The following is a 13,559-nucleotide window of genomic DNA, read 5'->3' on the forward strand; positions in this document are numbered from 1 at the left end:
GCAATGCCTATGCAAAACTACATAATTCGGTAAAATTGGGTAAAGCAATTTTTGCGCTTGTTAAACAAAGGCATCAGCAAACCCATGCAACTGAAACTCAGTGCATCTCGACTTCCCTTCGCCCCTCTATTGTTAATCGCCCCCTTTTTCCTATGGGGGACGGCAATGGTAGCCATGAAAGGAGTGATACCCCATACCACACCGCTATTCATGGCGGGTGTGCGGCTGATACCAGCAGGGATGTTAATTCTGATTGCAGCAGCATTCATGGGAAAACCCCAGCCGAAGGGTTGGGCTGCATGGTTGTCGATTGCCTTATTTGCCCTCGTAGATGGGACGCTTTTTCAAGGCTTTTTAGCAGAGGGATTAGTCAGAACTAGTGCGGGGTTAGGGTCTGTGATGATTGACTCCCAACCTTTGGCTGTCGCCTTGCTGTCGTTGTGGCTATTCCAAGAACACATTGGTTTTTGGGGATGGTTGGGGCTAGGCTTGGGAGTCACAGGCATTAGTTTAATTGGCTTACCTGATGAGTGGATTTTACATTTTCTCGACTCAGGCGCGAATATCACAATTGGCAACTGGCAAGATTTATTTGCTAGTGGCGAGTGGTTAATGCTGTTAGCAGCGCTATCAATGGCAGTGGGAACAGTATTGATTCGGTTTGTGTGCCGATATGCTGACCCCGTAAGCGCTACGGGATGGCACATGATTTTGGGCGGATTGCCACTATGGGGAATTTCATCAGTTGTTGAATCCCAGCAGTGGGAAAATCTGGGAGGAGCTGATTTCATGGCTTTGGCTTATGCTACCGTATTTGGCAGTGCGATCGCTTATGGGTTATTCTTCTACTTTGCCTCTAGTGGTAGTCTCACGAGTCTCAGTTCTCTCACCTTCCTCACACCCATCTTTGCGCTACTATTCGGCAATCTCTTCCTCTCAGAAGTCCTCAGCCCGTTGCAGTGGGTAGGAGTATTTCTCACTTTAATCAGCATCTATCTCATTAACCAACGTGATACTTTAGGAAGACAAAACGACACAGTTACTGTCGGCGAAATAGCTAATATACAGCAACCAGTTTTAGAAGCATCGGCTAAAAAATTGAACCCAATAACCATAGCAGTCAGAGAATCTGAACCAGAAATTTCACCTTAAGGGAATTCCAACAAATAAATTACCCAATCCCAATATTGTGGGGTGGGCATCTTGCCCGCCATATAAGTTGGGCGGGTGAGACACCCACCCCACAAGAAGTATTTGAGTATTTTTTATTTGGAAGTCCCTAAATCGTTAAAATAGTTTGGAACTCGTAATCTAAGTACGAAGAATAACTAATGCCCAATGCCCAATGCCCAATAACAGTTAACATTTGGTCATCTAGAAGCTATTGTGGTATCGAAGACTTCAAAAGCACGTTTAGGCTGAAACTTGCAATATGAGGCTATGCCGTTCCTCAATTCTGATATTTACCTGTTTTTCTTGCGTGGGTTTCTACCCCAATCGTTCGAGTGCAGCTACACCTAACCTAGCGCCTGAAATTTTAGAACTTGCACAAGCTAGTTCAACAGTTACCGCTAGTCCGGCTGTATTGAGATATGGTAGTCGAAAATTAGATGTGCAGAGACTACAAACCCAATTAAAGCAGTTGGGATACTACAGTGATGTATTAGATGGACAGTACAACGCCAGTACGGAAATCGCTGTAGCTAAATTCCAAAAAGTAAAGGGTTTAAAAGTAGATGGACTTGCAGGACTGGCGACTCAGGAGAAATTACAAGCAGCTTTGGCAGCTAAAAAGCAGTTTGTCAACTCTCCAAAAGTCACCTCTCCAATTGTCGCCTCTACTGCTGCGACTTCTGCAAAACCCAAGCCAACCGAGAGGGGTTTTGTCTGGTGGTTAATATTTGCCATTGCAGTTTTAGGATGTACTGGCTCACTTCTTTATCTGCTGAAGTGGTTTCAAAAGGCAAAGCAAGTGCAAAAGTCCCAAATATCAGAGCCTAAAAATTTGACTGAATCTAACAAAAACCCGATTACACCAACTATACTACAGACTGTAACTACTATACAAACACAAACACCACCACCACCACCAGTTTCTGGGCAATTACTGCTACCAGAAAAAACTTCCCGTCTTGCTAAACTCAATATTGTTGAGGAATTAATTCAAGATTTACACAGTTCTGACCCAACGAAGCGGCGCAAGGCTATTTGGGATTTGGGTCAGAAGGGAGATTCACGGGCAATTCAGCATCTGGTTGACCTGATAATTGATGCCGATTCTCAAGAAAGGAGCTTAATTTTGGCAGCTTTGTCAGAAATTGGCATCCGCACACTCAAACCGATGAACCGTGCTTTAGCAATTTCAATTCAAGATGAAAGCCCACAAGTGCGGCAAAATGCGATCCGTGACCTGACGCGCGTTTATGATATGATGGGTCAAATGAGTCAGATGCTGCGCCATGCCCTAGAAGACCCAGATGCTGATGTGCAAGCAACTGCACGATATGCTTTAACTCAGATGAATAGAATACGTGGCTTGCCGGAACAACAAAGTCTACTGGAAGATTCAGACAATGATCCAGAATAATAGAGTAGGAAGTGATTCGATTTTAGATTTTAGATTGAAGGAAAAATCTAAAATCTAAAATTGGCAGTGTCGCAAGTTGAAATTTGCTGTCAGCTTAAAAATACTTCAACTGGATGTGGATATTGGTATCTGGACCTGCCACTAAAAATGCTGCTTCGCTAAATTTGGGCGCGCTTGTGCGAATTTCTGGGTTGCTGGAAAATCCAAAACCCTCGCTTGGTATACCCAAAATATTCCGATTGAGAGTGCGGTCATTATTTTGGTCGTGGAAGACAGCAACGGCGTAACTACCTGCTTTCAAGTTGTTAAAGGTAATTTCAAAAGGATTGTCAGTAATCTTGGTACACTGTTTTTGTAAGACGCGATCGCGATCGCTAGGAAATCCTTCACTGCTAGCAAATAGACTGGCACAAACTTCTCCTTCTTTATTCTTCAAGCCATCAATTTCCACGGTGAGTTTGCCGTTAAAACTTGCCTTGGCACTAAACGACCATCCTAAATTTCCCATAACTGCCAATAGCAGTATACTAACTCTTAAGCCTTTAAGCATAAAATTTTCACAAGGTAAAATGCGATCGCTAAATTATGAGTAGAACTTACTCAAAATGTCTCTCAAGCTCTGATTTCTCTGTGCCTCTGCGGTTCGTTATTCCGTAATTCTTGCGTAAGTCCTAATGAAATATAGCTCATGATGCAACAAATTAAGCAACTATATCCTTTATAGCGATGTATTTTCCAGTATCAGAATTGTATCCAATTCTGGATGTTGTTAACTTTTTATACAAAAAATTAATTTTTCGTGACTTTATCAGGTATATCAATTCATCCCTGCACTCCAAATTTTGTATTAAAAGCAACGCAGATTTCCCACATTTATCCTGAGATAGGGGATTGTTCGAGCCGTTTATACAAGATATAGCGTTTTGCAACTACATAAATTACATAGAATTGTTACAACAAGGCTAACAAACTTAATTTCCTTAAACAAACCGGGTTTAGCGTACCTGTAATATGGGAGACTTGGCAATATTCCCTATAAATCAGATTCAAGATGAGTAACACAATTTCGGATATTGCAGTCAAGACCATCAACGGTGAGGATAAGCAATTAAACGACTACACCGGGAAGGTACTCTTAATTGTAAATGTGGCTTCTTACTGCGGTTATACTTCTCAATACGAGGGGTTAGAAAAGTTGAACCAGAAGTATGGAGAAACAGGGTTACGTATTTTGGGGTTCCCTTGTAACGATTTTGGAGCGCAGGAACCAGGAAGTAATGAAGAAATTGTGCAATTTTGCACGAGCAAATATGGTGTTAGCTTTGAACTATTCGATAAAGTTCATGCTAAAGGCTCACAGCAGCATCCACTTTATGAGCGACTTACTAAAGCCGTTGAACCAACGGGAAATGTTGCTTGGAACTTTGAAAAATTTCTAGTGAATAAGCAAGGTGAAGTAGTAGCTAGATTTAATAGTAGTGTCCAACCAAATTCACCAGAGATAATTGCCATAATTGAAGAAGAATTAGCAAAATAGTCATTAGTCATTAGTCATTAGTCATTAGGTTGTACTATTGATATTGATTTTTAGCAGTCCCTTAATTGAGAAGGCTTTCTCAATGAGTAGTTTAATTTATTTGTGTCTAATTTGTCATGAATGTTGCAATCATTGGTTGTGGTTATGTTGGTTATAAAGTTGCTCAATATTGGCAGCAAGAGATGAATTTTGTTGTCAGTGTAACCACAACTTCGCCTGAGCGTGTATCTGTCCTAGAATCAGTATCTCAAAGAGTTGTAGTTACCTGTGGTAATGACATAGATAGTTTAAAATCAGTTTTGCACAATCAAGATGTTGTAGTTTTGAGCATTGGGGCAAAAAATAGAGAAGTGTATGAAGAGACTTATCTACAAACTGCCCAAACTTTAGTTTCATGCTTGCAGCAGATTAAGAGTGTCAAACAATTAATATACACAGGTAGTTATGCAGTATATGGTGATAGGAATGGTGTATGGGTAGATGAAGAAACACCACTTGCACCCCCTAATTTAAATGCACAAATTCTCCGAAAAACAGAAGATGTATTACTATCAGCATCTAGCGAAAATCTCCGTGTTTGTATCTTCCGCTTAGGAGGTATTTATGGAACTGGTAGAGAACTGTTGAAAATATTTGGTACATATTATGGTAAAACCCGTCCGGGGAATGGCGATGATATCACAAATTGGGTTCATCTCGATGATATTGTTGGTGCAATAGAATTTGCCCGTCACCGTCGTTTGCAAGGAATTTATAATTTGGTAGATGATGCACATCTCACCAGCCGAGACTTGTTAGATAGCTTATTTGAACAATATAATTTGCCCAAAGTAGAATGGGATACATCTATTAAGAGTACTCGCCCATATAATGCTTGGGTGTCTAATGAAAAACTCAAAGAAGCTGGATACGAGTTGATTCATCCACAGATAATTTTTTAGCAATATTAAAAACTAGGAATTATGCAACCATCTGCTGTAGCGAACACAACCAATTTGACAGCATCTCCTAGCCAGTTTTATAGTTGGCAGAATTATCGTTGCAGCTATGAACTTCATCAACCAATTAATACGACATCTGAGGGCATTCCCTTACTATTAATTCATCCGATTGGTGTGGGATTGTCGCGGCGATTTTGGCAGCGATTTTGTTGCGAGTGGTATAATATAGGTCAGCGTAATTCAATTTACAACCCTGATTTACTAGGATGTGGTGAAAGTGATATGCCCCATGTAGCTTACACTTCTAGTGATTGGGCAGAACAATTACAGTTCTTTTTACAAACAGTAGTCCAAAAACCTGTTATTGTAGTAGTGCAAGGTGCTTTATTGCCAGTTGCTATCCAATTAGTCCAAAAGCAATCAAATTTAATTGCCGGATTGGTACTTTCTGGGCCGCCAACGTGGGCTTTGATGACAAATAAACCACCAGAATGGCAGGGAAAATTCCTTTGGAATGTCTTAGATTCGCCTTTTGGCATTGCTTTTTATCGCTATGCACGCACCCCAAAATTTTTACGTTCTTTCTCGATTCGTCAACTCTTTGCTTCTGAAAATGCTGTAGATGCAGAGTGGTTAAATACATTGCTTGCAGGTGCAGAAAATCCTGCTAGTCGTCATGCAGTATTTTCTTTTTTAGCAGGGTTTTGGCGAGATGATTATACTAGTTTTATTGCCTCGATTCAGCAACCGACATTAGCGGTTATGGGGGAAACTGCATCGAGTATTAGCCAAGATAATAAAAAAGAAACGCCAGATGAACGCTTGGCTCATTATCTTGCTTGTTTGCCTAAAAGTCGAGGTATAAAAATAAACGGACGTAATGTTTTACCTTATGAATCAACCACTGAATTTGTAGCAGCGATCGCACCATTCATTAATGAAGTCTTTTAGCTGATTGCTAGTTACATTGTACCAGCTCTCCCATGATAGGTTATGACTGGAATTGATTACTAAAGGCAAGCAAAATTATGTTACCCAATCATCGAGGACAAAGAGTACCAAATGTCACTTTTCATACCCGCAAGGACAATCAGTGGGTGGATGTGACAACCGATGAGCTATTTGCTAATAAGACAGTAGTTGTCTTCTCTTTACCGGGTGCTTATACTCCGACTTGTTCATCCACTCATCTACCTGGCTACAATGAATTAGCTCCGGTTTTCAAACAAAATGGTGTCGATGACATTATCTGTATTTCTGTCAATGATGCATTTGTGATGAACGAATGGGCAAAGGATCAAGAGGCAGAAAATATCACACTAATTCCTGATGGTAATGGTGAATTTACTGAAGGTATGGGTCTATTGGTAGATAAATCAGACTTAGGGTTTGGGAAGCGATCGTGGCGCTATTCTATGCTGGTGAGAGATGGTGTAATTAACCAGATGTTTATTGAACCAGAAGAGCCAGGAGATCCCTTTAAGGTGTCTGATGCTGAGACAATGCTCAGATATATCAACCCCCAAGCAGTGAAGCCCGAAGTAGTTTCCCTGTTTGCGAAAGTGGGTTGTCCTTTCTGTGCGCGTGCGAAGGCAATGCTCAAGGAACATGGCATCAGCTACGAAGAAATTACCTTGGGTAAGGATATCACCACACGGTCGTTAAAAGCAGTTACAGGTGCGACCACAGTTCCCCAAGTGTTTATCGATGGTAAATTAATTGGTGGTTCTGAGGCATTAGAAAGCTACTTCGCTGCTAAATAGGGGACTTAAATAATTCGTAATTCGTAATTCGTAATTACGTTTTGTGTCGGGGTCTAAATCCCCGTCACAAAATATTCTGACTCTGGAGCTAGGGGACTTAAACCCCCAAACTTAGTTAACACTTTCAGATTTTACGCTATAAAAAACCCCACTAACTTATAGAAAGCGGAGTGATTAATGTTACAAATTTAGGAGAAAATCATTAGTAAAATAGCTATTGCACTAGACAAGCGAAATTATTCTAAAGCTTTCTTAAGTTCGTCTTTAATATTTTCTACGGTGTGAGTCACTTGAGCTTCAGCTTGCTTGGCTTGTCCTTCAGTTTTATCTTGTGGATTACCTGTTATTTCACCCACAACCTCTTGAATTTTTCCTTCAATATTTTTTGCAGTGGCTTCTATTCTTTTTTCGGCACTCATGGTTTTTATCTCCGGCTTGTAGTTTATTAAGGGAACTCCAAAAATAAATTACTACTACTTGCAAAGTGGACCGAAAAGCCCGCCCATTTCACAGGACGGGCAAGACGCTCATCCTACAAGTAATAAAATAACCAATATTTTATTACTTGGAATTCCCTAAGCTATTACATAGCCTAACAGATGTGTATTGTTTGTTACCTCCATCAACGGAGAGAAGATTTTGGTAAATTATATTAACTTAAGATAGATGTCGGTCAGGATAATAGCACACAATGTACAATACGATCGTTTTATAAATAAGATTTATATATATTAAAAAAATAACTTTTTCCCAAATAAATGAACTATAAGTTATAGCAAAATTTAAATAAAAGGAAAATAAAGGAGTGTCAACAAAAAGTCAACAAAATGTCTGGAAGAATGAGATTAATGACATCATTCGAGGCGGTTGTGGAGGTTTTTTATTTGGCATACCTTTACTGTATACAATGGAAGTTTGGTGGATTGGATCGCTAGTAAAACCACAACTGATAATGATGGCGATCGCATTAATGTTTATTGTGGTTTACTTACTCAATTACACAGAAGGCTTTCGGAAACGCAGATATACAGGCCTCGCTCATCAAGCCGTAATCGATACCGTCGAAGCGATCGCAATCGGACTAGCTTGTTCTACCTTTGTGCTATTATTATTGCGAGAATTGACACCAGAAACCTCTCTAAAGGAATCTTTAGGTAAAATCATCTTTGAAAGTGTACCCTTTGCTCTCGGTGTCGCATTAGCAAACCAGTTTTTGGGAGATACTAAAAACAGTAATGCACAAGGACAAGAAACGGATCGCACAACCAAGAACAAAGGGGATGAGTTACACGCTACCTTCGCCGATTTGGGTGCAACTCTGATTGGTGCAACTGTAATTGCATTTAACATTGCTCCAACAGATGAAATTATCATGCTAGCAGCCGCAACCTCGCCACCTTGGGAGTTGGTAATGATCGCCTCATCTTTACTGATTTCTTATGGGATTGTATTTCAGGCAGGTTTTTCTGACCAGCAAAAACGCAGACAGCAAAAGGGAATTTTTCAACGACCATCTAGTGAAACTATTATGTCCTACCTAGTATCTCTGCTAGCAGGTGCTTTTATGCTGTGGTTCTTTCAAAAGTTAACTTTTAGCGATCCCTGGACAATGTGGTTAGATTGCACATTGATGCTGGGTTTACCTGCAAGTATTGGTGGTGCAGCCGGAAGGTTAGCAATATGACTAAAACAGAACAAGAAGCAAAGCGCTCAATAGCTGAGTGGATAACATTCAGCATCGCCTCATTCATCCTAGCAATCACTGTGAGTCTAGTAGGCTACACTTGGCTGAACGAAAAAAATCAACCTCCCATCCTTTCTGTCACTAAAAAACCAACAATTCGAGAAATTAATGGCCAGTTTTATGTTCCTTTTGAAGTTGTGAATAGTGGAGGAGACACAGCCGAGTCAGTTCAGATTATGGCTGAGTTACTGATTGACGGCAAAGTTACAGAAACAGGAGAGCAACAGATAGACTTTTTATCTAGTGGGGAAAGTGAAGAAGGCGCATTTATATTCAGCCATAACCCGCGTCAAGGTCAGTTAAATCTACGTGTTGGTAGCTATAAATTACCATAGATGGCTAACAAATAAAAAAAATACCCCACAATATTGGATAATCTATTTATCAATGAAGGCAGGAGGCAGGAGGAAAAATGCCCTCTGATTTATTGCCGCGATCAAGCCTTGAAAAAATTAAATAATTTCAGGCAATAGATAATCGTATTTTTATTCTGCCAGAGATATAAAATAGGATTAACTGTTTTGGGGTATATTTCATCAGAAATTTATAAATTTAATACTTGTAGTATGTCAGCATTACAAATATCAAATACATTGGATATACAAAACTATCAAGGAATATTTGATATCTATTATTGTTGGAACTCCTAACAATGATTTGTTGTTGAATAGTAGTAATGACGATCGGATTTTGCTCGTGGATCAATGACAATATCTCTGCTAATTTTGCAAATAACCTAACTGATGGTGGAGAGGACAACGGCAATGACATATTTAAGGACAGTCGGCTTGATAACAGCAGTTGCTTTAACTCTCTCAACCAGAGCAATGCATTACCTCATCTTGAGTATTTAATTTATGCATTTTGATGATATTATTTTAAAAAAATAAGGAGTAAACCTTGTGGGAGTTGTAATAAATCAATTGTTTAAGTTATCTGTAAAATATTTTTCAGCAATCACAGCCATAATAACGGTTATCCCATTACCAGTTAAAGCCGCTACATTTTTAGTCACTGAGCGCGCTAGTTTAGGCGGCAACGATCAGGTTAATTGGGAAAGTTTAGGTAAAGTATTTAATCCCTCTGCTCCGGCATTCTCTGCTTTTTTGCCCAACTCTTTTTCCGCAACATCGCAACGTGGTTTAGGCTTGGATATCAATATAACTCCAACGAAAAACCCTCAAATTACTCCACCATTTGTTTTTCAAACTTTACCTTCACCTGGCATTCGGAGTAACTTCGGTCTAGGTGATTTTATTCTCTTCGGAGGTATAGATCCAACAGGGTTTATCCCGCGTCCTCCTGGTACTCCCGATCCTGGTACTAAGGGGAACGGCGAGCCTTTTTCGATTAGTTTTGCCCAGCCGGTTTTTGGCGCTGGAACTCAAATAGCTGTAGACACTAGTAAATTGAAAATTGAAAATTCGATCGCCGCTTTTGATAACGCCAATAACCTATTGGGTACTTTCTCCGTTCCCAATATTTCGTCCTTAGCATTAGATAATTCGGCAGTATTCTTGGGGATTCGTAGTGACACTGCAAACATCTCACGACTTGTTTTTAGCAGTTCTGCTCCAGAATATGGCTTGGCTATTAATCAGGTAAGCATTCTTGCAGTTCCCGAACCAACTTATACCTTAGCAATATTAGCTTTTGGGATTTCAGGTACGTTTTTAAAACGACGGCAACGCTTTGATATTAACACGATGTCGAAATAAGAATAGCTCTCATTTAGTTAAATATTTTTGAAATACTCAAACTTATGTAATACTAACTTTAGGCAAAACTACAATATGTAGGGTCAACGAATGTAGGCACAAAAAAGCTTGTCACAGGAGGTATTGTCCCTACATAAATAAACTGTAATCTTACAGATAATTGGTTAAGTTAAACATCATTATTAGCTTTAACGAAATTCAACTCAATGTTATACAAAGAATTAGAAAATATCATAGACGCTAAGATCCAAAAAGCTATACGGAAGCACGAAATTATAGTTGCTTTGATTAGTAGTATTATTGGCTTGATTTTTATAATGGGTTTGTTCCATGCTATTTTGCTCAACCACACTGAAATTCAAACACTTTGCTTGTATTGATGACTGTTTGCATTCAATGGCTCTTTACAATCGAGTATTCCCTAACTAATCCAAGTTACACATCTTTTTTATACAAAGGGAATTGCACAGATGGAGAGTAAAAATAATGGCAGGGCTATATTCGTCTTATTTTTGACTGTATTTATAGACTTGCTTGGCTTCGGAATTATTCTGCCGATACTGCCTTTGTATGCCGAACAATTTGGTGCAAAACCGAATGAAGCGACTCTAGTTGTAGCTATTTATTCTTTAATGCAGTTCTTATTTGCACCATTATGGGGCAGATTTAGCGATCGCTACGGTCGCCGTCCGATTTTATTACTGACTTTATTCGGTTCGGTAATTGCATACACGGGGTTAGGCTTTGCCAACTCATTATGGATTTTGTTTATTGCTCGTAGTCTGGCTGGGATTATGTCAGGTAATATTGCTACTGCTCAGGCGTACATCGCAGATATTACCACGCCAATTAATCGAGCTCGTGGCATGGGCATAATCGGGGCAGCTTTTGGTCTTGGCTTCATTCTCGGCCCAGCAATTGGAGGTCTTCTAATCGGGTCAGATCCGAATAACGCTAACTTTCATCTACCGTCATTGTTCGCAGCCGGATTATCTTTATTGGCATTTCTTTGTGCTTTGATATTACTTCCAGAATCTCTAAATTCTGAGACTAAAGCCAGAATCCAAGTTTATCACCACCGTCAGCAACGGCTGAACTTGCTACAGTTAACACAGCGTTCACAGTTTTCTGTGCTTGTTGGCATCTACTTTTTAGTCACCTTTGCTGTTGCAGCTATGGATTCTACATTGGCTTTATGGTCTAAACAGCAATTAAATTGGGGACCTCAACAAACTAGTTATCTTTTTGCCTTCATGGGGATTGTCAGCACAATCATTCAAGGAGGACTAATCGGATTTCTCAAGAAACAATTGGGTGAAATCAAATTACTTATCTTGGGAATATTAGGATTAGGTTCAGGATTACTGCTAATTGGATTTTCACAAAGCTTAACTTTATTATTAGTCGCCACCACACTTGTAGCATGGGGAATTAGTGTCAGCCAACCAATATTGAACAGCTTAATTTCCCAGATGACACCCCCAGAAGAACAAGGGCAAATATTAGGAATTGCCAGTTCTTGCTCTGCATTGGCACGCATCGCTGGTCCAACGTGGGCAGGGGTTAGTTTTATGAAATTTGGCAGTTCTGCTCCTTTTTTGAGCGGAACTTTAGTCATGTTAGTAGCATTGACTCTTAGTTTACGAGTAACTAAAAGCGCATCTGAATCAAACACAGAACGTGTAGCCGAAAAATCTACATCTTAAATTACGAATTACGAATTACGAATTAGTATGACAGGTCGCCGAGTATTATTTTTAGGCATCTTTGTAAGCATTCTCCTCACCTACGCAATTTGGATCGGTGGGAGCATTCCTGCAAGCATCATTAAACTTCCTGACCAAGGATTAAACTGGTACTACTGGAAGCTTCCTCAACCAACCTTTTGGAGTCGAGCGACGGCTTGGGGTATGTACCTTGGGCATCAGTTTAGCATCTGGGCGTGTATCTTGTGGGCGCAGCGATGGCTACGCCCGCCGCAGGCATCGCAGTTGAAATACAAATCAGCATTGCACCCGATTAATTACCTTATGCTTGCCATTAATGGTGTATTCATCGCTTTACACTTCCTCCAGACCTATATTTGGTACGATGCTCTAGCTCAAGATACTTCAATTTGGGCTTCTCAAGGTGCGGTTGTCCTCCTACTGGTGTTTGTACTGATTTTAGAAACACCTCGACGCGGTTTGTTTTTTGGGAATTCTGTTCCATTCCATAAACAATTTTTGGAAATTATCAAGCTATATCACGGCTATTTTTTCTCCTTCGCCGCCATCTACACCTTTTGGTATCATCCAATGGAAGCGACTTTGGGGCATTTAATTGGTTTTCTCTATATGTTCTTGCTTCTGCTCCAATCATCGTTGATTTTTAACCGCACTCATGTAAACCGTTGGTGGACATTCACTTTAGAGATTTCAGTGCTTTTACATAGTGTCATTGTGTCATTGATGCTAGGACAAACCAAGTGGCCAACATTTCTCTTTGGTTTTCTGGGTATTTTAGTACTTACTCAGCTTTACGGACTACCTCTGGGTATCTGGACTAAACGTACTATTTACGGAGTCTTTTTAGTAAGTGTATTGGCCGTTTATGCACTGACTGAACGCGGCTTGGGCAGAATTTACGAAGTAACCTATATCCCTCTGATTGAGTTTGGGCTGGTTGGCGTAATTTACTTAATCTTCCTACTCATCTTATGGACAATTTCTCGTTTACCTGTGAAGACGTAACTTCTCAATAGACCTGTCCAAAATATAATTTGGGAACAAAAAACGTATCGGCTCAATAATTCGGGGTAGACAGTGATTCAAACTACCACGACTAACCCAAAGGATGAAGAAAAGATTTCTCACAAATAATTTCAGCCAAGGATAGAACGAATCCAATTTACAGCGATTTTCAGGTAAATGAACCACAATTATGAGACCTAACCCCCAGCCCCTTCCCTTGTAGGGAAGGGGAGAAAATCAAAGCCTCTCTCCTCGTAGGAGAGAGGTCTATTTGTGGTTCAAATACATGAAAACTGCTGTAAGAAATGCGATGCCTACGGCGGGCTACGCCTACGCGTACATATTGAGCCACTTCTTGCTCAGTAATACTTGTAAGTTGACTTTGAATTAATTTTTATTTAGAAACTATTGTTTCTAATAAATTGGCTATTTCCAATAGAGAATCAGGGTTATGATCAACTAGGTATTGGGTTAACTTAAAAGAGTGTGTTGTTTTTGAAAAGACTAATCGCGTTTCACAAAATGTTGAAAATAAAT

13 protein-coding genes are annotated in these 13,559 nt (G+C 39.9%); 11 read left to right on the plus strand and 2 right to left on the minus strand.

The window, feature by feature from the left end:
- Nucleotides 1–84: 84 nt before the first annotated feature.
- Nucleotides 85–1,152 carry a DMT family transporter gene (locus tag HWQ37_RS01105; protein WP_292742780.1) on the plus strand — a complete coding sequence of 356 codons (1,068 nt, stop codon included), beginning with the start codon at nt 85–87 and terminating at the stop codon, nt 1,150–1,152.
- A 280-nt stretch (nt 1,153–1,432) separates the two neighbouring features.
- A complete protein-coding gene (locus HWQ37_RS01110) occupies nt 1,433–2,587 on the plus strand; it encodes a peptidoglycan-binding protein (RefSeq protein ID WP_292742782.1) in 1,155 nt (384 codons plus the stop codon).
- Nucleotides 2,588–2,681: 94 nt separating this feature from the next.
- On the opposite strand, the gene HWQ37_RS01115 is transcribed toward HWQ37_RS01110, so the two are convergent.
- Nucleotides 2,682–3,137, minus strand: a complete 456-nt coding sequence (locus HWQ37_RS01115; RefSeq protein WP_292742784.1) for a DUF2141 domain-containing protein — start codon at nt 3,135–3,137, stop codon at nt 2,682–2,684.
- A 501-nt stretch (nt 3,138–3,638) separates the two neighbouring features.
- Here HWQ37_RS01115 and HWQ37_RS01120 point away from each other — a divergent pair.
- The 4 genes from HWQ37_RS01120 (at nt 3,639) to HWQ37_RS01135 (ending at nt 6,828) form a co-directional block, all read left to right on the plus strand.
- Nucleotides 3,639–4,124, plus strand: a complete 486-nt coding sequence (locus tag HWQ37_RS01120) for a glutathione peroxidase (protein ID WP_292742786.1) — start codon at nt 3,639–3,641, stop codon at nt 4,122–4,124.
- Nucleotides 4,125–4,240: 116 nt separating this feature from the next.
- Nucleotides 4,241–5,065: an SDR family oxidoreductase gene (locus HWQ37_RS01125; protein WP_292742788.1), complete on the plus strand. Its 825-nt coding sequence runs from the start codon at nt 4,241–4,243 to the stop codon at nt 5,063–5,065.
- A 21-nt stretch (nt 5,066–5,086) separates the two neighbouring features.
- A complete protein-coding gene (locus tag HWQ37_RS01130) occupies nt 5,087–6,016 on the plus strand; it encodes an alpha/beta fold hydrolase (protein ID WP_292742790.1) in 930 nt (309 codons plus the stop codon).
- A 77-nt stretch (nt 6,017–6,093) separates the two neighbouring features.
- Nucleotides 6,094–6,828, plus strand: a complete 735-nt coding sequence (locus HWQ37_RS01135; RefSeq protein ID WP_292742792.1) for a glutathione peroxidase — start codon at nt 6,094–6,096, stop codon at nt 6,826–6,828.
- A gap of 236 nt (nt 6,829–7,064) precedes the next feature.
- On the opposite strand, the gene HWQ37_RS01140 is transcribed toward HWQ37_RS01135, so the two are convergent.
- On the minus strand, nt 7,065–7,247 hold the full coding sequence (locus tag HWQ37_RS01140; RefSeq protein WP_292742794.1) for a CsbD family protein: 183 nt from the start codon (nt 7,245–7,247) through the stop codon (nt 7,065–7,067).
- A gap of 386 nt (nt 7,248–7,633) precedes the next feature.
- Between HWQ37_RS01140 and HWQ37_RS01145 the strand changes: the two genes are divergently transcribed.
- The 5 genes from HWQ37_RS01145 to HWQ37_RS01165 all read left to right on the plus strand — a co-directional run bounded on the left by HWQ37_RS01145 (nt 7,634) and on the right by HWQ37_RS01165 (nt 13,022).
- Nucleotides 7,634–8,512 carry a TIGR02587 family membrane protein gene (locus HWQ37_RS01145; protein ID WP_292742796.1) on the plus strand — a complete coding sequence of 293 codons (879 nt, stop codon included), beginning with the start codon at nt 7,634–7,636 and terminating at the stop codon, nt 8,510–8,512.
- Nucleotides 8,509–8,907, plus strand: coding sequence for a TIGR02588 family protein (locus HWQ37_RS01150; RefSeq protein ID WP_292742798.1), 399 nt, complete (start codon nt 8,509–8,511; stop codon nt 8,905–8,907). Before HWQ37_RS01145 ends, HWQ37_RS01150 begins: the two co-directional genes overlap by 4 nt.
- A gap of 567 nt (nt 8,908–9,474) precedes the next feature.
- On the plus strand, nt 9,475–10,290 hold the full coding sequence (locus HWQ37_RS01155) for a hypothetical protein (protein WP_292742800.1): 816 nt from the start codon (nt 9,475–9,477) through the stop codon (nt 10,288–10,290).
- Between the two features lie 470 nt (nt 10,291–10,760).
- Nucleotides 10,761–11,996 (plus strand): MFS transporter, encoded by a 1,236-nt coding sequence (locus HWQ37_RS01160; RefSeq protein WP_292742802.1) that lies wholly within the window; start codon nt 10,761–10,763, stop codon nt 11,994–11,996.
- A gap of 27 nt (nt 11,997–12,023) precedes the next feature.
- Nucleotides 12,024–13,022, plus strand: a complete 999-nt coding sequence (locus tag HWQ37_RS01165) for a hypothetical protein (RefSeq protein WP_292742804.1) — start codon at nt 12,024–12,026, stop codon at nt 13,020–13,022.
- Nucleotides 13,023–13,559: the final 537 nt, after the last annotated feature.

It is taken from the genome of Nostoc sp. NMS4 (assembly GCF_017115095.1).
Taxonomy (GTDB): Bacteria; Cyanobacteriota; Cyanobacteriia; order Cyanobacteriales; family Nostocaceae; genus Nostoc.